Genomic DNA, 23,750 nt, shown 5'->3' on the forward strand with positions numbered 1-23,750 from the left:
AATCTAGAGGGTTAACTTCAAGACGCGCAATATGAAGGCAATTTTTAGATTTTTAATTAAAAAAGCACTAGAAGAAAAGATACGTCAAAGTTAGAATCATACTTTAAAATCAGTTATCTGGTGATTGACAGTAATGACGATAAACAGGTTTATTCATTAGTGCAACATGCAATTGAAATTTTGAATAATAAAGATATTCCGCAGGATAAAAAAGAAACAGATATTGAGCAGCCTCTGGAATATCTTAAATAAGCGAACTTTATTTCTGAACGAATTAAAACAGGGATGAAAAGTAATAAACTTTTTCACCCCTGCTTTTTTGCTTATAACTGTATTTGGATAACTTGCACACCAGCTTTGATGAACCCTTCAACCGTATCTCTAGGCGTAAAAGAATCAGTGATCAATAAGTCTATATCACTGGCCTGACCGATTACAAAATTAGAAAATTGGTTAAATTTGCTGTAATCAGCAACCACTATTAGTTTACGGGACTGCCTAATAATAGCTTTGTTTACTTTGGCTTCTTCCATAAAAGGTGTTGAAATGCCTCGCTTAAGGCTTAAACCCGCACAGCCGATAATTGCCCAGTCGGCAAAGATTTTTAAAAAAGGTTCAACTGCCAAGTCACCGCTCATAATCATTTTGCGAGTGACATTGCCACCGCTTAGGATAATTTGGCTGTTACTGGCACGCATGTCTAAATTTCCGGCATAGCCATTATTGGTCAAAATATTGACGTCTTTTTTGAGTAAGTACGGGATCGCCTCAAAAGCGGTAGTACTTGAATTGATAAAAACCCAGTTATGTTTCTCAATGTGAGAAGCTGCTTCTTCGCCGAGCCTTTGTTTAATGTAGCTGACAGAATCAGTAAAAGGAACTTCTTCGGGCTTTACTAACGAGATGATGCCTTTTTCCTGCAATATCTTGCCTTGATTAGCCAGATTGCTGCAATCTCTGCGAACTGTCATAATAGAAACGTTCAGCTTTTGACTCAATTCATCTAAGCTGATCTTTTTTTGATGGTTAAGTAAATCAATGATTTTTTGGCGTCTATTTTTGATTTCTTGATACGAGTTCTTCATTTTAAATTCTCACCATAATAACAACTATTTATTTTCAGTAACAAAAATTACCATAAAATATGATAATTATCAATAAAATAACTTATTTTTTGTAAAAACACCATAAAAAGTAATAATTATCTTTTAATATGGTTGAAAGCGATAACATACTACAATATAATTTAACATGAAAACAAGGATAAAAAGAACATAGGAGGAAAAAATGACGAAGCCAACTAATATTAATGAAGTGACACCACAAGTTTTTGCAGAAAATAATTTCCCAGAATGGGGAACTTTCTTAAACGAGCAAATTGCTGCCAAAAAGGTACCAGAAAAATCGTTTGCAATCTGGTGGCTAGGTTGCATGGGTACCTGGCTTAAAACACATGAGGGTACGAATATTGCAATCGATATGTGGAACGGTACTGGTAAACATACTCATGGCGATGGCAAGATGCGTCAAGGACACCAAATGATGAGAATGACAGGTGGAGAGGCTTTACAACCTAATTTACGTAATAAGCCTTACGTAATTGACCCATTTGCTATCAAAGATTTAGATGCACTGTGCGTTACTCATACTCACCACGACCACTTGGATATTTATACAGCAGCTTGTGTTAACAAGTTTTGCCCTAATGCAAAATTTATCGGCCCTCAAGGCGTAGCTGATGAATGGGAAGAATGGGGCGTTCCGGCAGAAAAAATCACTGTAGTTAAACCTGGAGATGAAGTTAAGGTTGGTTCAGTAACAATCAAGGCTTTAGAAGCTTTTGACCGGACTGAACTTGTTACAGAAGATGATCCGAACGTTAAATTGGCAGGTACTAAGCCAATAGAAATGGCTAAAGTAGCAGTTAACTACCTCGTTGAAACTTCAGGTGGAAACTTATACCATTCAGGCGATTCACACTATTCTAACACTTTTGTGAAACATGGTAACGAAAATAAAGTTGACGTAGCCCTTTGTGCATATGGTGAAAATCCACGCGGAATTACGGATAAACTTGATGATTCACAAGTTTTACGCATGGCTGAAGCTTTAAAGACAAAAGTTATTATCCCAATGCACTATGACATTTGGACAAACTTCTACAGCGATCCTAAAGATATTTTGGCTCTGTGGAACAGAAAAAAGAACCGCTTACAATATCAATTTAAGCCTTACATTTGGCAAGTCGGTGGAGAATTTAACTTCCCTCAAGATAAAGATAAATTTGAATATATGTACGATCGTGGCTTTCATGATGCATTTAAGAATGATCCTGACTTACCATTCCCAGAATTACTATAATTCTCTTTTTCATTAAAAATTTGGTAGGAGGAAATCATGCTCAGATATTTTTTAGAAAATCACTTGATTAATATTAGTCAGAAACACCCAAAAGATTGGCAGGAAGCCATCAGGATATCCGGTGAAATAATGAAGAAAAATAATCTTGTCACGGATAAATATATTGATCAGGTAATTGCAGACGTCAAACAATATGGACCGTATATTGTGATTGTTCCCGGTGTGGCAATGCCCCATTCGCAAGCCAACAGTTCGGAGGTTTTAGGTACTGGTATTGGTCTGACAATATTCCCAGAGGCAGTTTCCTTTGACCCAAATGATTCAGAAAAAGATGCGCAACTTTTCTTTATGCTGGCTGCTAAAGATAACCCTACTCATATGAAAAATATTGCTAACCTCTCCAACTTGCTGATGGAAGATGACATGATTGAAGACCTACGCAAAGTGAAGAATTTACAAGATTATCAAAAAGTCATGCAAAAACATGATAAGAGTAAAGAAAAAAGCAGGTAAGAAAAATGCAAAATATTTTAAATGCTTTATTAGCTATTTGGAGCTACTTTGCCACTAATGTTTTAAATCAACCAGCGTTCATGATCGGCTTCATCGTTCTCATTGGCTATATTTTGGAACGTAAAAAGTGGTATGAAGTTCTGTCAGGTTTTTTAAAGGCTACAGTTGGCTACTTTATATTAGCTGCCGGGTCTGGTGGTTTAGTTAACACTTTCAGACCGATTCTTGTAGGTCTTAAAGATCGTTTTCATCTTAGTGCGATGATTATCGACCCATATTTTGGGCAAAATGCCGTTAACGCCGGTATCATGCAGCGCTTTGGTCGTTCATTTGCGGACACAATGCTTTTACTGTTATTTGCCTATATTATTAATATCTTATTGGTCAGATTTTCAAAATACACTAAGCTGCGGGCCGTATTTACTACGGGCAATGTGCAGGTGCAACAGGCGGCAACTGCCTTTTGGTTGATATTGTTCTGTTTTCCTAAATTAAACCGCTTTTCGATTTTAGCAATCATGAGTTTGATTTTAGGACTCTACTGGGCTGTAGGCTCAAACCTGACTGTTGGTATCACTCAGGAACTAACTGATGGAGCCGGTTTTGCTGTTGCTCACCAGCAGATGTTTGGTATTTACTTTTTTGCCAAGCTTTCCGAAATGATTGAAAAGCATTCGGTGAAAAAGAGCAATGGTAAAAACAAACGACTTGAAGACATTAAACTGCCAAGTTTTATGTCAATCTTTAATGACAATATGGTATCAACTTCAATCTTAATGTTGATTTTTATCGGCGCAATTTTAGTAGTTCTGGGGCCAGATTACTTAACCAAGGCTCACTTTATGCAAAAGGGTCAAAGTTTTATCTTTTACATTTTGCAAACAGCCTTGCAATTCTCAGTTTACCTGGCAATCCTTCAGCTTGGCGTCAGAACTTTCGTTAATGAACTAACTGAATCCTTCACGGGAATTTCAGATCGCTGGCTGCCAGGAGCTGTACCTGGGATTGATGTTGCTGCCACCTTAGGCTTTGGCTCCCAAAATGCACAAACTATTGGTTTTATGTTTGGTGCATTAGGCCAATTTACTATGATTATCTTATTGCTTGTTTTCCACTCCCCAACTTTAGTCATAGCCGGATTTATTCCGCTGTTCTTTGACAATGCCGCTATAGGCCTTTATTCAAATGACCGTGGAGGCTATAAGTGTGCGATGATTATGCCGTTCATTTCTGGCTTAATCCAAGTTGCAGGTTCAGCTTTAATCGCTACCTGGGTAGGTATGGCAAGATACGGTGGCTACCTCGGCATGTTTGACTGGGCTACTGTTTGGCCATTCTTCACGGTAATCATGAAATATCTCGGCTATATCGGTGTAGCAGTAATCATTATTTTACTTTTAGCTATTCCACAATTACAGTACCGTGCCGATCCCGAAGGTTACTTTATGATCACTGAAGATTACCCAGCATGGAAGAAATTAAATAATAAAGAAGAATAACTAGAGAAAGGACGATTCTATATGAAGATTTTGACTGCGTGTGCTAATGGTTCAGGAACGAGCTTAATGCTGCTGCGGACTGTCAAGAAGACATTGGAGAAGATGGGCTACCAAGTAACTCAAGCTGATCATACTTCCATTTCAGAAGCAAAAGGTATTGCGCGTAACTATGACGTAGTTTTTACCTCAATTCCATTTATCAATATGTTTGATGAAGTTAAAAAGCGTGGCGGTGAGGTCATCGGCATAAAAAATGTTATTTCGGCTAAAGAAGTTGAAGACAAAGTAAATGCTTCTGACATTCCCACAAAGTTTAAAAAGTAATAGGAGAAAATAATGGATTTACCAAAATTACAAGTGGCTTTAGACAGTGATAATACTGCGCAAGCCATAGAAGTTTTACGTAAAGTAGAAGACGTAATTGATGTTGTTGAAGCGGGGACCATTCTGGTTTATAAAGATGGCTTAAGTGCGGTTAGGAACCTGCGTGCAATGGCTCCAGATAAAATCTTGCTGGCTGATATTAAATGTGCTGATGCTGGTACAAAGTGTGGTCAATCATGCAAAGATGCTGGTGCAGATTGGATGACATGCATTAACGCAGCTACTGTTCCTACTATGAGCAATGCACAAAAGGAAATTGAAGTTCAAGTAGAACTTTATGAAGGCTGGGATAATAAAGAAAGAATGCAGGAATGGCTTGATCACGGTATTCATCAGGTAGTTTACCATCAAAGTCGTGACGCCAAGTTTGCTGGCCAAAAATGGTCGGAGCAGGATGTTGAAAATGTCAAAAATCTGATCAATATGGGCTTTAAGGTTTCCGTTACAGGTGGCGTTCATCCCGAAATTTTAAAGCTGTTTAAGGGAGTTCCAGTTTATACCTTTATTGCTGGTCGTGCAATCAGAGAAGCAGATGACCCACACGCTGTTGCCAAACAGTTTAAAGACGAAATCAACAGAATTTGGGGTTAATTAAATACTAAAAAAGGGGATAAGTGAACGAACGTTCATTTTCCCTTTTTTAATAAATATGAGGAGAGAATAATGACAGTTAATGCTTTAGGAATCTATGAAAAAGCTTTGCCCCAGAACTTGTCGTGGCGGGAAACTTTTGAATTAACACATGACTTGGGCTTTAATTTTTTAGAATTTTCAGTTGACGAAAGCGATGAACGTTTAGCACGCTTAGATTGGACACGAGAAAAGAGAAATGAAATCCGTAATCTAATGTGGGAGACAAATACCAGGATAAATAACTTAATGCTATCAGGTCACCGACGCTTCCCCCTAGGTTCAGCTGATCCGGCAATGCGCGAGAAATCCTTGATAATGATGCAAAAAGCAATTGATCTTTGTGTCGATTTGGGCATTCACAATATTCAAATGGCCGGCTACGATGTTTATTATGAAAAAAAGACTATGACTTCCAGAGAATATTACGTTGAAAATCTGATTAAATGCGTCCATATGGCAGCCAAGAAAAATATTATGCTGTCAATTGAAACGATGGATGATCCTTTTATTAATAGCCTGCCTAAGATTGCCCATTATCATGATTTAGCTAAAAGCCCGTGGCTGCAGGCATATCCTGACTTAGGCAATTTGAGTGCATGGCCTGAAAACGATGTGCCGGCCCAACTTGAAAAATACATTGATACTATCTGTGCCATTCATTTAAAAGACAGTAAAAAAGTTACCCCAACTTTTAAGGGTCAGTTTAAGAATGTGCCTTTTGGTCAGGGCTGCGTTGATTTTACTGGTTTGCTCCGTACTTTAGTCAGATTAGATTATAACGGCAGTTTTACTATTGAAATGTGGTCTGGAGATAATGGTGATGACAATGCACTTGATGAAGTAAAAAGTGCCAAGGCATTTTTTGATGATATTTTTAAACGGGTAGGCATTACTCAAGAAAAGGTAAATTAAAGGAGAATAAGATGCTGGAAAAATTGAAAGAAGAAGTCTATGAGGCTAACATGTCACTACCCAAGTTAAATTTGGTGACTTTTACTTGGGGCAATGTTTCAGGAATAGATAGAGAGCAAGGCTTATTTGTAATTAAGCCCTCTGGGGTCCCTTATGAGAAGCTGAAGCCAGAAGATCTAGTGGTTATCAATCTAAAAGGCGAGGTAGTTGAGGGAGACAAAAATCCGTCATCAGACACACCAACCCATACTTATTTGTATAATCATTTTCCTAAAATTGGTGGGATTGTGCACACCCATTCACCTTGGGCAGTTTCATTTGCGGCTGCCAAAATGGATATTCCGGCACTGAACACAACTCATGCAGATACCTTTTATACTGCTGTGCCCGCTGCTGATGCCTTGACTAAGGCAGAAATAGAGGAAGATTATGAAGGCAATACCGGGAAGACAATTGTGCGTACTTTTAAAGAACGTAATCTTGATTACGAAGCTACACCAGCAGCTTTAGTCAGTCAGCATGGCCCGTTTGCTTGGGGTGCAACTCCTGCAAAAGCTGTTTATAATGCCAAGGTGTTGGAAGTAGTGGCAGAAGAAGACTTTCACACTTTAGAGTTAACCCATCAGAATTCCGAATTACCGCAGTATTTGCTGGATAAACATTACTACCGTAAACATGGTCCGAATGCTTATTACGGTCAACGGTAAAATAAAAACTGATTTATTAAAAAAACTGATAAGTCTTTGTTTGACGATGCAGGCTGAATTTTTATTCAAGTGGCATAATTTTAACAAGGTTTATCAGTTTTTAATTTGGAATTGTTAAGCTGCTAATATTTAGTTTCTTTAATGTCGTCTTCTGGCCGGTGTTCTTGTATCCGAATTACCTGCCAGGCAAAATCACTTTCAGGCACATCCTTTAAGTTGATGCTCAATTCATTATCAGCAAAAGTGAAATCGAGCTCAGTCCTGTGCTCAATCATTTCGATGCGATTAGGCTTATTAGCTAAACCTTGGACTTTAATTGCTTCTGGCAGAGGTGCTTTGACAAAAAGATACTTTTGGTAGTGCACGTGTCTGTTTTGTAATACAAAAGCATTATTTTGAGCAGCCTTGAGGGTGCATGGCTCGCCTTCATTAAAAGCGTGACCAAAAAGATGCATCCAGTTGTTGATTTGCTTAAGCATAGTTTCGGTTTCAGAGGACAGCTTGCCATTATCGGTAACTGGAATATTAATTATCGTCTTTTGCCCATCTTTACGATTTGCTACCAACTTTGCAACTGCATCTGCTGGGACTAAATCACAACTTTCTTTAATAGTTTCTGCATCGACCAAAGCAATAGTGTATTTTGCACAAGCTTTTTTAAAAGCGGTTTGCTGGGCGTCAACGCTGACAGCACGGGCACCTATATTACGTGCAGTTTGAACTAAAAAATCCGCGTCTACATCTTTTGCGCTTTTTAGTTTAAAATTTAATACGATGGCAAAATCAGGATTCATTGATTTCTCTCCTTCAGTAGATATTATTAATAAGTTTAACCCAAAAGGTGGTAAAGATGAAAATTATTATTTCACCAGCAATGAAAATGACAGTTGATAATGATTCTTTTTCTGCAAGGACGCACCCACAATTTTTAGCTCAAGCTCAAGAATTAGCCGCTTTTTTAAAGAAATGCAGTTTTAATGAATTACAAAAAATCTGGCAATCTAGTGAGCGTACAACTAAAGAAGGTCAAGGGCAGATTAAAACTCTAAACTTGAGTCAAAAAGATGGTTTAACTCCTGCCATTATTTCCTATTCTGGCATTCAATATCAATATATGGCTCCCGACCTGTTCACTAAGCCCGCTTTATCTTACTTGCAAGAAAATGTCCGGATATTATCAGGTTTGTACGGTGTTTTGCGGCCTTTTGATGGAGTGTGGCCTTACAGACTGGAAATGAAAAATAAAGTAGAGGGTTTTAAGCAGCCAAATTTATACCGATTTTGGGGCACGACAATTGCAGACAATCTTTTTCATGAAGATCAGGTGTTGATTAATTTGGCTTCTAAAGAATACTCGCGCAATGTCACCCCATACGTTAAGAATGGCAGGCAGATGATTTCTGTTGACTTTCAAGAAAAGAAAAACGGTCAGTGGAAAACAGTTGGGGTTCATGCCAAGATGGCTCGCGGAGAGATGGTGCGCTATATTGCTGAAAACCAATTAGCTGCACCGGAGCAGCTGCAGGACTTTCATGATTTTGGTTTTAGGTTTGAGTCAGAAGTTAGTACTAATGACACTTATGTTTTCAGGACAGAGTTCGATTTCAAACGGCGCTAAAAAATTAGTAACAAAATTTAAGATATAGAAATGTGAGGCTATTATGGAAATTGTTTTTGTTCGTCACGGGCAGACAGATTTAAATAAAACTGGTCGTATTCAAGGTTCCGTTTTTGATCATGATTTAGATGAATCTGGACGCGCAAGTGCTGAAAGAGCTGCTGCCAATTTCGATCCTTCAGGATTTGATGTGGTTTTTTCAAGCCCTTTAAAGAGGTCTTTGACAACCGCTGAAATTTTTACTAAGGGAAAAAAAGAGATAAAAATTGATCAGAGGTTAACGGAAATTAATTTTGGCGAATGGGATGGTCATTTTCTTTCAGAGCTGGGGCAAAAATATCCTGATGCCATAGATCCTTGGGGGAAAGCTGCGGCTGAATATATAAAGTATGCCCCGAGTGGCGAATCTTTTGCGGCACTGGACCAAAGGTGCGGCAGTTTTCTAGATGATATGAAAAAGAATTATTTGACTAAAAAAGTGCTCGTATTTTGTCATGGTACTTTAATCAGAATGATGTTTGCCCACTATTTTACGCATGGTGATATGAATTATTTTGATACTATGGATAATTGCGCTTTAGCAAAAGTTTCCTATCGTAATGGTATTCCTCGGGCAAATTATTATAACCGTATATTAACCTTCGCATAACGTACTAAGTCTCATTCAAGAGGCTTTTTTTGTGAAAGCAATTATGCGAGCTTTATAATTGACGACTAAAGATTAATGAACTATTATTTTTATAAAGTGACACGATGTCACTTGAAGAAAAAAGGGATGATTAGGGCAATGGCTAAGTCAACTTTTATTAACTTGCCTGCTGGCAAAAAGAAGAAAATTGAAAGTGCGTTATTAAAAGAATTCAGCAACTATCCTTTGGCCAAAGCGCAAGTAGCACGGATAGTGAGAGAAACGGGCATCGCACGCGGAGCTTTTTACAAATATTTTGCTGATTTAGAAGATGCATATCATTATATGTACAAGTTGGCTCTAAAAAGTATTCATTTACCAATAAAAATAAAGTCGCAGTTTGATTCACAACAATATTATGATAATGTTGTTCATTTTATTGAAGAAATGAAGACAAGTACATATGCGGGATTAATAAAGATGCATATTTTGTATAACGAAAGTTCCCTTGGTCATCCTGTTTCACCCAAAATTTTGGCTGAATTAAATCCGCAGAACTGGAGTGCAATGGTGCTGAGTCATGCCACCATTCGCTTGGTATTAGCAAATCCAGTTCAAAAATCAGCACTTATGACTCGCTTTAAGGCGAGCTTGGAACTGTTAAACAAAGGAAAGAACTAATGTTTTTAGCAATTAAAGAAATAAAAAGAGAGAAACTACGTTATGGCTTAATAATTTTAATGATTTTTTTGATTAGTTATCTCATATTTGTCTTATCTGCGCTGGCAACTGGCTTGGCCAGTGAAAATACGCAAGCACTTGAATCTTGGGATGCTCAAAAAGTAGTCTTAAACAAGAATGCTAACGTAAGCATGAGTCAGTCATTTTTAACCAAAAGCGATTTAAAAAAGGCCTCATTATCTAAAGATGAAGCATTGCTAGGTCAAATTCCAGTGGTAGTTAAGAAAGCCGGACGCCTCCAGATTTCGGCACAATTTATTGGGGTTAAAAAGAAACAATTTATCTATCATGATCAGGAACTTATTGCGGGTAGAAGAGCGAAAAAGAATTATGAGGTGGCTGTTGACCAAGCCTTTAAAACTAAGGGTTACAAAATAGGTGACAAACTGGCACTAAACGGCTCAAGTAGAAAGTACAAAATTGTTGGCTTTGTTAAGAATGCGAAAATTAATATTGCTCCAATTATTTACGGGACATTGGGGTCTTGGAAAAAACTGCGGCAAGGGATGCCAACTTTAGAGGCTTCAGCTATAATTTCCCGTAATCATGACTACAAATATAATTATAAAGATAGCAAAACCTATCCCATTGACCAATTTATTAAAAAGCTTCCAGGATATACAGCACAAAATATGACTTTTGAATTGATGATCGGTTTTTTATACATTATTTCATTAATTATAATCGCAGTTTTCCTGTACATTTTAACAATGCAAAAAATGCATAATTATGCGGTCATGCGTGCTCAGGGAATTTCTAGCAGCACTTTAGTAAAAGCGACCGTTAGCCAGGCAATTATATTAGTTTTGACTGGATTAATTATTGCTTTGGCAGCAATGTTTGTGACAGTCAAAGTTTTACCTGCCGCGGTTCCTATCAGCTTCACGCCAGAAATTATACTGACAGGTACAGTAGGTTTGCTGTTAACGGCAATTATTGGCAGTTTAATTCCAATCAGATCAATTTTAAAGGTAGATCCAGCGCAGGCAATAGGTGAATAATATGGCAATTATCGAATTAAAAAATGTTAAAAAAGTTTATGGCACTGGAGCTGCACAAGTCGTTGCTCTAAAAAATATCAATTTTAAAGCCAATCTAGGTGAAGTAGTCTTAATCATGGGGCCTTCAGGGGCAGGTAAAAGCACCTTTTTAACAATAGCTGGTTCTTTGCAAAAACCAACTACAGGAGAAGTCATTGTCAATGGTCAGAATATTGCGCGTATTTCCGCAAGAGCAAGTGATCATTTACGACTAACGCAGCTGGGTTTTGTGTTGCAGGCTTATAATTTAGTACCATTTTTAAAGATTAGAGAGCAGTTTGAACTGGTTAATAAGGTAAAGAAAGCAGGCAATATTAATCAAGAAAAATTGCAGGAATTATTAAAACAGCTTGGTATCAATTCTTTACTTAATAAATATCCGAGTGAATTATCAGGCGGTCAGCAGCAACGGGCAGCAATTGCTCGTGCTCTTTACGCTAATCCTCAAATTTTGTTGGCAGATGAGCCCACTGCTTCACTTGACAGTGAAAATGTGGCAGAAGTAGGACAATTGTTTAAAAATCTTGCCAAAAAATATAACAAGGCAGTTTTATTGGTAACGCATGATCCAAGATTAAAGCAATACGCAGACCACATTTATGAGATGATGGATGGCAAAATTAAGCAAGCGTTTTAGTTATTAAATTTTGCAAATAAAAATAACAATATAAAAAATAACTGTAAAAATTATTTTAATTAAAAGCGAAAAATCAACTAATCTTTTTTTGTTAATAGTAATTTTATTATTTGTAATAATTTTAGTTTAGTATGAACGATGTTATTAATTAAAAATATTTTCGAAAAGTTTAAATTTAACAGAAAAATCCTTAATTCTTTTGTGTTAGAAAAAAGTACTTTGCTCTTGACAAAGTACTTTTAAATTTACTATTCTTATTAGTGAAAAGAAAATGTTATTTTTTGGATTAAAATAACTAATGTAATTAAAAGCGGAATTATAAAATTTGTTTTTTAACTGCTTGAGTAAATTACTAGAAAATAATGATTTCTTTGCTAAAATAACAAAAAAGTATTTTTGAGTATATGTTTTAGTTTGGTATAATTTTTATTTTATTTATTAGCGGTACAAGTATGATATATTACTGAGTAAAGCTATTCATGTAGAGGTATAATAATGAATGATATCCCTGAAGATAAGTCAATTGAGTTGTCAACCGATTATCAAAACCATAGTATTAATATGACTTTTTCAGACAATCTAACAGATGATTCTGAACGAGGCTATATTCTTTCCGCTGCTTTCTTTTCCTATTGCGCTGCGCAAGGTTTGAGCAAAGAAGAAGTAAGCGACATGGTTTCGACTTATTATGATGAATTTTTAAATAATGAGGAATAATTGACTCATTTCAAATATTTGGCTAAATGAAGTCTCAATAGTAGTAATACTGTCTCTAGGAAAACTGGTTTATAAAATAGTACGTTTTAAAGTTAATCAAGGAAAAACCAAATGGCTAGAAAAAAAGAAATAGGAAGAAATAAGATTTTAAGTATTGCCTACAAAATGGTTGTTAAAGACGGCATTGAGAGTTTGACTGCTCGCAATATTGCCAAGGCTGGTCATTTTTCCACTCAGCCTTTATATCTTGAGTTTAATAGTATGGAAGATTTGCGCAAAGAGGTTTTGCGTAAAATTGCGGACAACTTAAAGAATAATATTTTGCAAAAAAGTTATACTGGTAAGCCATTAATTGATATGGATTTATCGTATATTGATTTTGCTAAAGAAGAAGAAAATCTTTTCAGGGCGATGTTTGTTGACGGTAAATTTGGTAGTAAAATTATCGCCGATACATTGATTGATTTTGGTATTGAAAAATTTAAGGAGCAGTATCCGGATAGTAATTATTCCACTGATAAAATTAGAAGTGTTGTCATTGCTAACTGGATTACCACCAGTGGTATTGCTTCATTAATAGTTAATAAAATTGCAACATTTACACAAACACAAATTATAAATGTTTTAACGGCACAGATTAATGATGCAATCTTAAATGACTGGCTAAGCAAGACAAGTAAAATTTCTTTATTTGATACTAACGAAGACAAGGACAAAGATAAGAAATAGACTTTAATGCTCTATTGGCAAGGAAATTATTGGTTGTGAGCAGTTATTAAATTATTAAAACTATCTGAAACAAGGAACATGTTAAAAAGATACGAATATGCTATAATAAATCTTGAAGTTAGTTTTCCTGAAAGGTGGTTTTTATGAAAATCCTTGCATTATGTGGCTCAAATGCCAATAATTCATTTAATGAGGCATTGCTTAAATTTATTTCTAAGCATTTTGCCGACAAGTATGATTTTAAGTTTGCAACTGTTAAAGGGTTGCCAATGTTTAAAGAGGGTGAAGATGCTCCAGAAGCAATTCAAACCTTAACTAAAGAAATTGAGGACGCCGATTTGGTTTTAATCGGTTCTCCTGAGCAACAACACTCTGTTACTAGTGCTTTAAGTAGTGCACTTGAGTGGTTATCTTGTGTAACTCACCCATTTAAGGGCAAGCCAGTTGCTATTGTTTCGACTTCACCAATGCCACAAGGTGGATCTCGTTCACAAAGTCGTTTGAAGAGTTTGTTGACTGCACCAGGCTTTGGCGCTAAGGTCTTTAACGGTGATGAATTCATGATGGGTGTTGCACCAACACAGTTTGATGATAATGGTGACTTGAAAGATGAGTCGACCGTTAAATTCTTAGGTCAATTTTTCGGTGAAGTTGATAGTTGGTACGCACAAGTAACTAAGTAGGAGGGTCGAGAATGAAAATATTAGCAATTGTTGGTACAAATGCACCTTTTTCCTATAATCGCTTTTTAGCACAATTTATTGCCAAGCATTATAGTGACAAAGCAGATATTGAAGTAAAAGAAGTCGATAAATTGACACCTTTCTGCAGAACAGAAATGGCTGATGACACTATTAAGGCCTGGATTGAAGACGTTAAGAATGCTGATGGTATAATAATCACTACTCCTGAATATGACCATACTATTCCTGCTGCTTTAAAGAGCAGTCTTGAATGGCTTGGTTCACATGCAGGCCCTAATGTTATGAAGATGAAGCCAGTTGCTGTTGCTGGTGCATCGTATGGTGCACAAGGTACTGGTCGTGCTCAAGAAGATATGCGTGAAATTTTGCTTTCACCTGATATGAGTGCAAATGTTTTACCAGGCAATGAAGTTTTAATTGGTCAAGCTCCAGATAAGTTTAACAAAGAAACTGGAGAATTGACTGATGAAGCTACTATCAAGCAATTAGATGGCATGATGGATAACTTCTTTAAGTTTGTTGAGCAAGCACATAAATAAACTTTTGCCAGTTTAACTGGTAGAGAGTAAAATAACCGGATAGGAGCATCCTATCCGGTTATTTTTGTTTTGAAAGGAAGTTGGCATGACAAGACCTGTCGTTTTACCTGTAAAATCTGTTCGTAATCCCCGCGACTTAGGCGGCTATATTGGCTTAGGCGGCCATAAAATCAAAAGTTGGCGATTATTGCGCACTGGGAATATAAGTGAAATATCATTAAAAGATGAAAAATTTTTGCTTGCGAATGGTTTGACTAAAATTATCGACTTACGTTCACCAGCTGAGTGTAAGGCTAACCCTGACCGAGATATACCAGGGGTTGTTCATTATGAATTTCCATTGTCAGTTGATGACAATACTGGTGGCAATGGCCTTGATAGGAGTATAGAATTTGAGCAATATCGCCATGATCAATATGCGGGTTTTTATACTATGTGCCAAAGATATCATGATCATGTCAGCAATAAATTTTCTCAGAATAGCATTCACCAAATTGTCAGTTTAATTGCGGAAACGACTCACGGCTCAGTTTTATACCATTGTTCAGAAGGTAAAGACAGGACGGGATTGGTAACTGTAATATTGCTTCACATTTTGGGAGTAGACCTAGAGACTATTCGGCAGGATTATCTTTATTCCAACTTAATGCTCAACGATTACCGCAAGGTTCGTGATGAGCGACTTAAAAGAGCAGGAGAAAATGATAAGTTCCGTGCCAACATGCGTATTTTGGGTTCGGTAGCCAATGCGTATATTGATACGAGCTTGATTACAATCAATGAAAACTATGGCAACATTGATTCTTATATTGATAAACAATTAAGAATCGATGAGCAGATGAAAGAAAAAATAAGAGAAAACTATTTGGAGAAGTAGGGATAAAATCAATGATTAAAAATTTAGCTTTAGAACAACAAGTGGGACAACATCATGCTTTAGGCACATCAATAACTTTACAAATCTTTGGAGCACGCGATAAAAGTGTTATTAATGACTCTTTTACTTTGATTGATCATTATGAAGATTTATTAACAGTTAACCGTGATGAATCTGAAGTTATGGATGTAAACCATGCGGCTGGTAAACATCCAGTGCAAGTTTCCAGTGGTACCTATGATTTGATCAAATTGGCGGTAGAAAAAAGTCGGGAAAATTTTGGCTTTAATGCTTTAATTGGTCCAGTCGTTAAATTATGGGCAATTGGCTTTAAAGGGGCCCATGTTCCAACTGATGATCAGATTAAAGAAAGGATGAAGCTGATTGATCCTTATAGTGTTGACTTAAATGACGCAGACCAAACCGTCTATCTGAAAAAGCCGGGTATGGAACTGGATTTAGGAGGTATTGCTAAAGGCTGGATTGCTGATCGCATTAAAGATTTCTGGATGGCCTATGGTGTTCATGCTGGAATTATTAATCTTGGCGGCAACATTCTACTTGTTGGTGATTCTCCTAAAAGGACTAGTGGTCAGTGGTCAGTAGGTGTGCAAGATCCAAAAGAGCCTCGTGGCAATAATATTGCTTCGGTGATGGTACCGGAATGTTCTGCAGTTACCAGCGGAACTTATGAACGGTACTTAGTAGTTGACGGGCATAAATATCACCATTTAATTGATCCGCGGACTGGCTATCCGGTTGAAACAGATTTAGCCGGAGTGACTACCTTTACCAAGTATTCAGTTGAAGCAGAAATCGAATGCAAGAGACTGTTTTTTGCAGGGAAGCCGCTTGCCGGTTGGCATGATGACCCTGATCGCATTGGAGCGGTCTTTGTTTATAATGATGAACACGTTGAGTATGATAATTTTCAAAAGTAGTAAATAAAAAAGTGCCGTGAAAGGCACTTTTTTTATTACAGTTTAAATTTGTAAATAAGTATATTATTTGAACGAGAGAGCTTTATGGCAAAATTCTGCTTGAATAGCACTCTCTGGTATCCAGGCAATTGCACCATGATCATAATTCATGTTCTTGCCACCAGTACCCGCTTTATCAAACTTGGAGTAATAAAGTGGATCATAAACCAAGAACTTGCCTTTCTTGTAGCCGGTGATAACTTTGCAGTGATTGCGCTTGTAATCGCCAGCTTTTTGATATGAAGAAAAGCCATAATATAACACTGGCTTGCCAGCCTGAATATACATTTTAAGATCATCAACAGTTAGCTTTTTACTGGAAATATTAATAATCTTTTTGCCCTTTTTAAAAGTCCGGGCGTATTTAGCTAGGGCACCTGGGCTAATTACGTAGCCAAAACCGACGCCAGTGTAAACATTCCCCTTTTGTCCGCCTTTAACTGGCTGCATTGGTAAATTATTTTGAATTTTTGTAAGCAAGCTAGTGGTAATTTTCTGTCCCTGAGAACCTAACATCATAGCCATTGAGGCTCCTGCACAGCCCCACGGGGTTTTAACAGGAACATATTGACTGACATACGGCGTCTTCTCAATTGTTTTAGCTTGATTAGGAGTAGCTACGGCTTTTTTATTAATGTAGCCAATTGATTTCTTGCCCTTTTTGTTAAGCCAATAGTATGTTTTGCCGTTGTGGGTGAATTTTTTATTGACATTAAAAGTTTGGTGAAAATAATTCTTGGCTGCTTTCTTCTTGGTAAAATTATCAAGATAAATACCATAATTCTTTTTAACAATTGCTACTTTGAAAGTTTTGACTTTTTTGGCAGTGATATTAGCAGGCTTTTTATTCTGAGTCGCAGCATCCGGGACATTGGTTTCGGTCTTATCTGTTTCTTTGTCTGTCTTTTGGTCTTCTTGCGACTTTTGGGTCTCAGACTCTTTATTTACTTGATTATTATCCTGCTTTAATTGTTTATTTTGAGATTCCGTTTCTGCGCTAACTGTTTTGGTCAGATTGTTACTGAAAATAGGTGTTGCAAGAATAATTGCTGCAGAAAGAGTTACAATTTTCTTTAGGGTTAATTTACTTTTCAATTTATCCTCCCAGTTTTTCTTATTCAAAATGCCTTCATAACCAGTATACTACGACAAATGGCAAATATATGCCAAAAATTAGCTGGATTTTTATTATTTGTAGAGGTATATATAACATAATTACTCAAAGTATTTTAGTCAAAGATCAAAGTAAACTTTTGCTAATTGCTTAAACAAAAACGGCGCCTAAACTAACAAATTTAAACGCCAATGGTTATTTATTCATTTTAAGCAGCAGTTCTGCTAATACTAAAGATACTGTTAAATAACCCGTTGGATAAGCCAGGTGTGTTATAAATGATAAAGCGAATAAATGATGAGTCTAAAGTTTGCTGGATAAACCACGGATTTTGCAAAGCATTAAGCATTGACAATATAATATAAACGAAAAAATAACTAGCAAAAAAAGAGACGACAGCACCTAAAACACTATCTAGTAAATTGCCAAAGTTAGTCGCATGGGGATTTTTATTTGGTACCCAGCCTTTAAAAACCTTAACAATCATTTTGCCAAAAAAGACAATGATAAAAAATGCCAAAAAACGAAAGAGCATTAAGTTAGTTCCGGGAGTTAAAGTGGTCTGAATATTTTGCCCAGTTATTTGACTGTATAGCCAATTGCCGACAGGATTTTGAAAAAGTATTGCTGCAATGAAGACAATGGCAGCAAATACCAAATTGATGATTAGTCTGGTAAAGCCTGTTTGAAATCCTTTATAAGTTTTTAGTGCCAAATAAGCCAGAACAATTAGAGTAACAATCATATTAATCTCCTTTGACGATATTATAGCTTAATTTATACGTTTAGACTTTGACGACAGTCGAAAAATATTTCATAATTAAAGGGATGCATTGACTTTACATTAAGCCAATTTTAGCGTTAAATTTAGAGGGTGTGAAACAAGGTTTCACGGGTGAAAAATGAATCCTGAACAATTTGTCCAAGAATTATCAAAATGTAATTTTAAATTAAATGAAAATCAAATCAACCAATTTAACCAATACTTTAACAGTCTAATTGAAGCCAACAAGCACGTTAACCTCACGCGAATAACTGCAGAAGATGATGTTTATCTCAAACACTTTTATGACAGCATCACGCCGCTTTTGACCTTTAGTACGGTTTTTAAGTCAAGCAGCTCTTTATGCGATGTTGGTGCAGGTGCTGGTTTTCCTTCAATCCCGCTTAAAATTATGATGCCGGAATTGCAGGTAACGATTGTAGATTCTCTGGGTAAAAGGTTGAATTTTTTGCAAGGTTTAATCACCCAGCTAAATTTAAAAAATGTTGCTTTAGTTCATGGGCGCGCTGAAGACGTGGGCCAGAACAAACAATATCGTGAGCAGTTTGATATTGTAACTGCCAGAGCTGTTGCCAATATGGCTGTTTTGAGTGAATATTGCTTGCCACTTGTCAAAAAAGGCGGCAATTTTATCGCTCTCAAGGGACCAAAAGCTGAAGATGAATTAAAATCGAGTCAGAAAGCTTTAACAACTTTAGGCGGTAAGGCAATTGCCCTAAAAGAATTGCAACTGCCTCAAAGTACGGAAGACCGTACGCTAATTTTGGTAAAAAAAGTGCAGCCTACACCCAAAAAATATCCGCGGCAGGCGGGCACGCCGCACCGCAAACCAATTCATTAAACAGGGGGACTCAAAATGTCATTATTTTCTTCTTTGCGTCATCATGAAGAAATACCTAAAAATAAGCAAGTTCAGGATATTGAACTAAGTAAAATAAAACCTAATTCATATCAACCACGACATGAGTTTTCTGAAGAATCAATTCGTGAATTAGCAACGACTCTAGATAAAGATGGCTTGTTGCAACCTATTATTGTGCGTGAAAAGGGCGATGATTATGAAATTGTTGCCGGCGAACGCAGGTTGCGGGCTGCAAAGCATCTAGCTTGGGAAAAAATTCCGGCTATCGTAAACAATATGGATGATAGTCAAGCTGCTTCATTAGCTTTAATAGAAAACTTACAAAGAGAAGATTTAAATCCAATAGATGAAGCACAAGCTTATAATAATCTCATGAAGTTAAATAACTTAACTCAAACAACTTTGGCCCAAAATATTGGCAAGTCGCAATCTTATGTAGCGAATAAGTTGCGCCTTTTAAAGCTGACACCTAAGGTGCAGAGTTATTTGGCCAGTGGCGAAATTTCTCCTCGTCATGGTCGCTGTTTAGTCGGACTTAGTGAAAAAGACCAGGGTCGTGTCTTAGATGAAATCTTGGCTCACAACCTTAATGTGAGCGAGACCGAGAAAATCGTTAAAAATGTTGAGCAATATTTTGCCGGCAAAAAAATTGAGGACAAAGAAAAAGAGCAGGCTGAAAAGACCAGACGAGCAGCCAATCGAATTCCCAAAGACCTAAAGGTACAAATTAATACAATCAAAAAGGCGATAAAGCTAGCACAGCAGTCTGGCATTAAGGTTAAGTTTAAAGAAAATAACGATCCTGATGATTATATGATTACGATTGAATTAAAAAGAAAGTAGGAAGGCATGGAAAATATGGTGAGTGTAATTTCGGTTGCTAACCAAAAAGGTGGCGTTGGTAAGACGACCACAACTATTAATCTGGCGGCTTCGATTGCAGAACGCGGGTATCAAGTCTTAATTGTAGATATTGATCCGCAGGGTAATGCCACTTCTGGCTTGGGAATTGAAAAGTCCGCAATTGATCAAGATATTTATAGCGTTTTGATTAATGATGTTCCGCTTAAAGATACGATTTTCCATACTTCGACTAATCGCTTGGATTTGGTTCCGGCAACTATTAATTTGTCAGGTGCGGAAACAGAATTGATTAGTATGATGGCACGAGAAACGCGGTTGAAATCTGCTTTAGACTCAATTAGTGACAATTATGACTTTATTTTTATTGATTGTCCGCCTTCTCTAGGCCAATTGTCTATTAATGCTTTTACAGCATCTGATTCAATTTTGATTCCCGTTCAAAGTGAATATTATGCTATGGAAGGTCTTAGCCAGCTGCTTAACACGATCCGCTTGGTGCAAAAGCACTTTAACAAAGATTTAGGGGTGGAAGGCGTCTTACTGACAATGCTTGATGCCCGGACTAATCTGGGTGCTGAAGTTGTTAAAGAAGTACGTTCCTATTTTTCTGATAAAGTATATAAAACTATTATCCCCAGAATTACCAAACTAGCTGAAGCACCTAGTTATGGGCAAGCAATTACGGAATATGCGCCTAATTCACGGGGTGCTGAAGTTTATGATGATTTAGCCAAGGAGGTGTTGAAGAATCATGGCAAGAAACTCAAGAAGTAAAGATAATAAAAAGCATGGCGGCCTAGGGCGTGGAATTGAAGCTTTGTTTGAAGACGAGCCGCAGATTGAAGACAATAATGAGGAAGAAATTCAAGATTTAAACTTGAGCGATATCAGACCTAATCCATATCAGCCTCGGAAAAATTTTGATGACAAGTCACTTAAGGAACTGGCTGATTCAATTAAAGAAAATGGGGTTTTTCAACCAATTATTGTCCGCCAGTCAGTTAAAGGCTATGAAATTATCGCCGGTGAGCGTCGTTTTCGCGCTTCTAAATTAGCTAAGAAAACTACTATACCGGCAATTGTCCGTGACTTTAGTGAAAGTCAAATGATGGAAGTTGCGGTTCTGGAAAACTTGCAGCGTGAAGATTTAACACCGCTTGAAGAAGCCCAGGCTTACGAAATGTTGCAAAAAAACTTGGGTCTGACTCAAGAAGAAGTTTCTAAAAGAATGGGCAAGTCCCGTCCTTATATTGCGAATTACTTGCGTCTATTAACCTTGCCTAATAAGACCAAACATTTATTGCAGCACGGTGATCTTTCTATGGGTCAAGCCAGAACGCTCTTGGGTTTAAAAAATAAAGATAAGATTGATGAAGTGGCAAAACAAGTGGTTAAGGAAGGGATGCCGGTGCGCAAAGTTGAGGCACTGGTAGCCAGTCTTAATGCTAAAAAGCCCCGCAAAAAGACAGTGCAGAAGTCACCGTTTATTCGTGCTACTGAACATCAGCTGGCTAATAAGTTAGGCTCAACTGTCAATATTTCTGAAAGCAAAAAGGGCAGTGGTCATTTATCTATTGGCTTTTCTTCAACTGCCGAATTAAACAGAATACTTGATGTGCTAGGAGTCGACCTTGATGAATAAAGAGATTTCTTATAGTTTGGCAGATACGGTGTTGATGAAGAAACCTCATGCTTGTAAGACTAATGACTGGGAAGTCTTGCGCATAGGAGCTGATATCAGGCTAAAGTGTATGGGCTGCGGCCACATCGTCATGATGCCGCGGTCAAAGTTCACCCATAATCTGAAAAAAGTTTTAACTAAGGCAAACGATCCGGTCAACACCAAAAATGAGCTTTATGTGCCTAAAAAAGAGATAGCACGACCAGATGTTAATCAAGAAAATAACTGATTTTGTTAAAGAAAGAGGATAAAAATGTCACTAACTGCTGGGATTGTTGGCTTACCTAATGTTGGTAAATCAACTTTATTTAACGCAATTACTAAAGCGGGGGCGGAAATGGCCAACTACCCATTTGCCACGATTGAACCCAATGTTGGTATGGTGGAAGTTCCAGACAAGAGACTTGCACGCATTCAGGAACTAATTCCCGCTAAAAAAATAGTTCACACCACTTTTGAGTTTACCGATATTGCCGGTTTAGTTAAAGGAGCTTCCAAAGGAGAAGGTCTGGGTAATAAATTCTTGGAAAATATTCGTCAAACTGATGCGATTATTCATGTTGTCCGTGCTTTTGAAGATGACAATATTACCTCAGTTACCGGTAAAGTAGATCCGGAAGAAGATATCAATACGATTAACCTGGAATTGGCAATTGCAGATTTAGATGCTGTTAATCGCCGCATCAGTAAAGTGAAAAAGATTGCCCAGCAAAATGACAAGGAAGCTAAAGCTGAATTTAACGTTTTGCAAAAGATTAAGCCAGTTTTAGAAGAGGGTAAACCCGTTCGCTCAATCAAGTTTAATGAAGATGAACAAAAAATTGTTAAGGGCCTATTTTTGTTAACTGACAAACCGGTTATTTATGTAGCTAATATTGCCGAAAATTCGATGGCTGATCCCGAACAAGATCAATATTATCAGATAGTTAAAAAGCATGCTGACAGTGAAAACGCTGAATGCTTAGGTATTTCCGCAGCTACTGAAGAAGAAATTGCCGGCTTAGATGACGATGAAAAAGCAGAGTTTTTAGAAGCTGAAGGTGTAACGGAATCAGGTCTTGACCGTTTGATCCGGGCAGCTTACCATATTTTAGGATTAAGAACATTCTTTACAGCTGGTGGTCCTGAGACTCGTGCCTGGACTTTTCATAAGGGGATGAAAGCACCACAAGTTGCCGGTGTTATCCACTCTGATTTTGAACGCGGATTTATTCGCGCCGAAGTAGTTTCATACACGGATTTAGACAAATATGAAACCATGCAGAAAGTTAAAGAAGCTGGTAGGTTGCGTCTTGAAGGGAAAGATTATGAAGTTCAAGATGGCGACATTATTGAATTTAGATTTAACGTTTAGGAAATAATAATGGCAGAAAAGAAAACTGAAGCACAAGCTAAAATAGATACTAACAAGCAGGAAAAACTAAAGGAAAAAGTAATCAATCAAAATATAGATGATGAGGTAAAACAAATGCAGCCTGCCGAGTTGCGTAAACAACTTAGCAATAAAAATTCTGACTATGTTTTTCGCTTGCAAAAAGAACTTGAAACACAAGGCAAGATGAGTCATGAAGAGGCTCAAAAAAGAGTAGATGCGCTCTTGAATGATTTAATAATTGCACAGCGTCATGGTCAACCTGCCAGTACATATTACGGCATGTCACCTAAATTAAAAGCTGCTGACATGTTAAAGCCCAAAAAGAAGAAAGCTTCAGATATTCCGTTTTGGCAATATGCCACGGATAATGCTTTATTTTATGTTGCCCTTTTCTTTGGTCTTTTTGGCTTAATTGGTTTATTCCAAAAGAACAACAAATATAATTCAGAGATGGGTGCCTTAACTTTGTTGATTGTTGGTGCTGCACTGGGCGTTTTTATGACGAAGTATAATGAATGGGTCTTACCTAATGGTGGTAAAAATCGTAAAATTCCCTGGTCAAAATTAATTTGGGGTTTCATTTTAATGATGGCATTGCTCTTTATCTGTTTTGGCGTACTCTCTTTGCGAGCATTACAAATTATTAATCCGGTTTTACCTGGAATATATAATTTGATAATTGCTGCGGTGGTTTACGGTATTCGCTGGCTTTTCCGTCGTCATTATCAAATCATTGGCTCTGCATTTTCACCAGCTGATAGGAGTAAATAGGTGCTTTTTGTCAAGAAAAGAGCTATACTTAGATAACTATATATTTTAAAGGATAAATAGATTTACTATGAATCTATTTA

The 23,750-nt window shown here is 37.1% G+C and carries 30 protein-coding genes; 26 read left to right on the plus strand and 4 right to left on the minus strand.

Features of this window, described 5'->3' with window-relative positions; translation table 11 throughout:
- The first annotated feature begins 120 nt into the window (after positions 1 to 120).
- Positions 121 to 252 (plus strand): hypothetical protein, encoded by a 132-nt coding sequence (locus JF75_RS10720; RefSeq protein WP_280682931.1) that lies wholly within the window; start codon positions 121 to 123, stop codon positions 250 to 252.
- A 71-nt stretch (positions 253 to 323) separates the two neighbouring features.
- Here JF75_RS10720 and JF75_RS01370 read toward each other — a convergent pair whose 3' ends face one another.
- Positions 324 to 1,085, minus strand: coding sequence for a DeoR/GlpR family DNA-binding transcription regulator (locus JF75_RS01370; protein ID WP_046331536.1), 762 nt, complete (start codon positions 1,083 to 1,085; stop codon positions 324 to 326).
- A gap of 202 nt (positions 1,086 to 1,287) precedes the next feature.
- On the opposite strand from JF75_RS01370, the gene ulaG reads away from it, so the two are divergent.
- The 7 genes from ulaG (at position 1,288) to JF75_RS01405 (ending at position 7,009) form a co-directional block, all read left to right on the plus strand.
- Positions 1,288 to 2,361 carry an L-ascorbate 6-phosphate lactonase gene (ulaG, locus tag JF75_RS01375; protein WP_046331537.1) on the plus strand — a complete coding sequence of 358 codons (1,074 nt, stop codon included), beginning with the start codon at positions 1,288 to 1,290 and terminating at the stop codon, positions 2,359 to 2,361.
- 36 nt (positions 2,362 to 2,397) lie between these two features.
- The gene (locus tag JF75_RS01380) at positions 2,398 to 2,874 is read left to right on the plus strand and encodes a PTS sugar transporter subunit IIA (RefSeq protein ID WP_046331538.1); all 477 of its coding nucleotides are present in this window, start codon (positions 2,398 to 2,400) and stop codon (positions 2,872 to 2,874) included.
- 5 nt (positions 2,875 to 2,879) lie between these two features.
- Positions 2,880 to 4,373 (plus strand): PTS ascorbate transporter subunit IIC, encoded by a 1,494-nt coding sequence (locus JF75_RS01385; RefSeq protein WP_046331539.1) that lies wholly within the window; start codon positions 2,880 to 2,882, stop codon positions 4,371 to 4,373.
- Positions 4,374 to 4,394: 21 nt separating this feature from the next.
- Positions 4,395 to 4,697: a PTS sugar transporter subunit IIB gene (locus tag JF75_RS01390; RefSeq protein ID WP_046331540.1), complete on the plus strand. Its 303-nt coding sequence runs from the start codon at positions 4,395 to 4,397 to the stop codon at positions 4,695 to 4,697.
- A 12-nt stretch (positions 4,698 to 4,709) separates the two neighbouring features.
- Positions 4,710 to 5,348 carry a 3-keto-L-gulonate-6-phosphate decarboxylase UlaD gene (locus JF75_RS01395; protein WP_046331541.1) on the plus strand — a complete coding sequence of 213 codons (639 nt, stop codon included), beginning with the start codon at positions 4,710 to 4,712 and terminating at the stop codon, positions 5,346 to 5,348.
- 72 nt (positions 5,349 to 5,420) lie between these two features.
- Positions 5,421 to 6,302 carry an L-ribulose-5-phosphate 3-epimerase gene (locus tag JF75_RS01400; RefSeq protein ID WP_046331542.1) on the plus strand — a complete coding sequence of 294 codons (882 nt, stop codon included), beginning with the start codon at positions 5,421 to 5,423 and terminating at the stop codon, positions 6,300 to 6,302.
- Between the two features lie 11 nt (positions 6,303 to 6,313).
- On the plus strand, positions 6,314 to 7,009 hold the full coding sequence (locus JF75_RS01405) for an L-ribulose-5-phosphate 4-epimerase (RefSeq protein WP_046331543.1): 696 nt from the start codon (positions 6,314 to 6,316) through the stop codon (positions 7,007 to 7,009).
- 122 nt (positions 7,010 to 7,131) lie between these two features.
- Here JF75_RS01405 and JF75_RS01410 read toward each other — a convergent pair whose 3' ends face one another.
- Positions 7,132 to 7,803, minus strand: a complete 672-nt coding sequence (locus JF75_RS01410; RefSeq protein ID WP_046331544.1) for a hypothetical protein — start codon at positions 7,801 to 7,803, stop codon at positions 7,132 to 7,134.
- Positions 7,804 to 7,859: 56 nt separating this feature from the next.
- On the opposite strand from JF75_RS01410, the gene yaaA reads away from it, so the two are divergent.
- The 11 genes from yaaA to JF75_RS01465 all read left to right on the plus strand — a co-directional run bounded on the left by yaaA (position 7,860) and on the right by JF75_RS01465 (position 16,180).
- A complete protein-coding gene (gene yaaA / locus JF75_RS01415) occupies positions 7,860 to 8,627 on the plus strand; it encodes a peroxide stress protein YaaA (RefSeq protein WP_046331545.1) in 768 nt (255 codons plus the stop codon).
- A gap of 43 nt (positions 8,628 to 8,670) precedes the next feature.
- Positions 8,671 to 9,276, plus strand: a complete 606-nt coding sequence (locus tag JF75_RS01420) for a histidine phosphatase family protein (protein ID WP_046331546.1) — start codon at positions 8,671 to 8,673, stop codon at positions 9,274 to 9,276.
- Between the two features lie 138 nt (positions 9,277 to 9,414).
- Positions 9,415 to 9,936 carry a TetR/AcrR family transcriptional regulator gene (locus JF75_RS01425; RefSeq protein WP_046332895.1) on the plus strand — a complete coding sequence of 174 codons (522 nt, stop codon included), beginning with the start codon at positions 9,415 to 9,417 and terminating at the stop codon, positions 9,934 to 9,936.
- Positions 9,936 to 10,997, plus strand: a complete 1,062-nt coding sequence (locus JF75_RS01430) for an ABC transporter permease (protein ID WP_046331547.1) — start codon at positions 9,936 to 9,938, stop codon at positions 10,995 to 10,997. The genes JF75_RS01425 and JF75_RS01430 overlap by 1 nt, the downstream gene beginning before the upstream one ends.
- A 1-nt stretch (position 10,998) precedes the next feature.
- Positions 10,999 to 11,673 carry an ABC transporter ATP-binding protein gene (locus tag JF75_RS01435; RefSeq protein WP_046331548.1) on the plus strand — a complete coding sequence of 225 codons (675 nt, stop codon included), beginning with the start codon at positions 10,999 to 11,001 and terminating at the stop codon, positions 11,671 to 11,673.
- Positions 11,674 to 12,168: 495 nt separating this feature from the next.
- Entirely contained in the window at positions 12,169 to 12,390 is a 222-nt protein-coding gene (locus JF75_RS01440; RefSeq protein WP_046331549.1) for a hypothetical protein, read from the plus strand.
- Between the two features lie 111 nt (positions 12,391 to 12,501).
- On the plus strand, positions 12,502 to 13,119 hold the full coding sequence (locus tag JF75_RS01445) for a TetR/AcrR family transcriptional regulator (protein WP_046331550.1): 618 nt from the start codon (positions 12,502 to 12,504) through the stop codon (positions 13,117 to 13,119).
- Between the two features lie 143 nt (positions 13,120 to 13,262).
- Positions 13,263 to 13,802: an NADPH-dependent FMN reductase gene (locus JF75_RS01450; protein WP_046331551.1), complete on the plus strand. Its 540-nt coding sequence runs from the start codon at positions 13,263 to 13,265 to the stop codon at positions 13,800 to 13,802.
- 11 nt (positions 13,803 to 13,813) lie between these two features.
- The gene (locus tag JF75_RS01455) at positions 13,814 to 14,362 is read left to right on the plus strand and encodes an NADPH-dependent FMN reductase (RefSeq protein WP_046331552.1); all 549 of its coding nucleotides are present in this window, start codon (positions 13,814 to 13,816) and stop codon (positions 14,360 to 14,362) included.
- Between the two features lie 85 nt (positions 14,363 to 14,447).
- Positions 14,448 to 15,239, plus strand: coding sequence for a tyrosine-protein phosphatase (locus JF75_RS01460; protein ID WP_046331553.1), 792 nt, complete (start codon positions 14,448 to 14,450; stop codon positions 15,237 to 15,239).
- 11 nt (positions 15,240 to 15,250) lie between these two features.
- Positions 15,251 to 16,180, plus strand: a complete 930-nt coding sequence (locus tag JF75_RS01465; protein WP_046331554.1) for an FAD:protein FMN transferase — start codon at positions 15,251 to 15,253, stop codon at positions 16,178 to 16,180.
- A 63-nt stretch (positions 16,181 to 16,243) separates the two neighbouring features.
- Here the strand turns inward: JF75_RS01465 and JF75_RS01470 are convergent, their stop codons facing one another.
- Positions 16,244 to 17,314 (minus strand): C39 family peptidase, encoded by a 1,071-nt coding sequence (locus JF75_RS01470; protein ID WP_052726849.1) that lies wholly within the window; start codon positions 17,312 to 17,314, stop codon positions 16,244 to 16,246.
- 227 nt (positions 17,315 to 17,541) lie between these two features.
- Complete coding sequence (locus JF75_RS01475) at positions 17,542 to 18,078, minus strand: CvpA family protein (protein WP_046331555.1); 537 nt, start codon at positions 18,076 to 18,078, stop codon at positions 17,542 to 17,544.
- Positions 18,079 to 18,235: 157 nt separating this feature from the next.
- Here JF75_RS01475 and rsmG point away from each other — a divergent pair, with 157 nt between their 5' ends.
- Genes rsmG through JF75_RS01510 form a run of 7 tightly spaced genes read left to right on the plus strand, consistent with a single transcriptional unit; the run spans position 18,236 to position 23,670 of the window.
- Entirely contained in the window at positions 18,236 to 18,958 is a 723-nt protein-coding gene (rsmG, locus tag JF75_RS01480; RefSeq protein WP_046331556.1) for a 16S rRNA (guanine(527)-N(7))-methyltransferase RsmG, read from the plus strand.
- A gap of 15 nt (positions 18,959 to 18,973) precedes the next feature.
- The gene (gene noc / locus JF75_RS01485; RefSeq protein WP_046331557.1) at positions 18,974 to 19,822 is read left to right on the plus strand and encodes a nucleoid occlusion protein; all 849 of its coding nucleotides are present in this window, start codon (positions 18,974 to 18,976) and stop codon (positions 19,820 to 19,822) included.
- Positions 19,823 to 19,837: 15 nt separating this feature from the next.
- Positions 19,838 to 20,617 carry a ParA family protein gene (locus JF75_RS01490; RefSeq protein ID WP_046331558.1) on the plus strand — a complete coding sequence of 260 codons (780 nt, stop codon included), beginning with the start codon at positions 19,838 to 19,840 and terminating at the stop codon, positions 20,615 to 20,617.
- Positions 20,595 to 21,485 (plus strand): ParB/RepB/Spo0J family partition protein, encoded by an 891-nt coding sequence (locus JF75_RS01495; RefSeq protein ID WP_046331559.1) that lies wholly within the window; start codon positions 20,595 to 20,597, stop codon positions 21,483 to 21,485. The genes JF75_RS01490 and JF75_RS01495 overlap by 23 nt, the downstream gene beginning before the upstream one ends.
- Positions 21,478 to 21,753, plus strand: a complete 276-nt coding sequence (locus tag JF75_RS01500) for a DUF951 domain-containing protein (protein WP_046331560.1) — start codon at positions 21,478 to 21,480, stop codon at positions 21,751 to 21,753. Before JF75_RS01495 ends, JF75_RS01500 begins: the two co-directional genes overlap by 8 nt.
- A 24-nt stretch (positions 21,754 to 21,777) precedes the next feature.
- Positions 21,778 to 22,878 (plus strand): redox-regulated ATPase YchF, encoded by a 1,101-nt coding sequence (ychF, locus tag JF75_RS01505; protein ID WP_046331561.1) that lies wholly within the window; start codon positions 21,778 to 21,780, stop codon positions 22,876 to 22,878.
- A 9-nt stretch (positions 22,879 to 22,887) separates the two neighbouring features.
- Positions 22,888 to 23,670: a DUF1129 family protein gene (locus tag JF75_RS01510; RefSeq protein ID WP_046331562.1), complete on the plus strand. Its 783-nt coding sequence runs from the start codon at positions 22,888 to 22,890 to the stop codon at positions 23,668 to 23,670.
- Positions 23,671 to 23,750: the final 80 nt, after the last annotated feature.

This window comes from Lactobacillus kimbladii, from assembly GCF_000970755.1.
Lineage (GTDB): Bacteria > Bacillota > Bacilli > Lactobacillales > Lactobacillaceae > Lactobacillus > Lactobacillus kimbladii.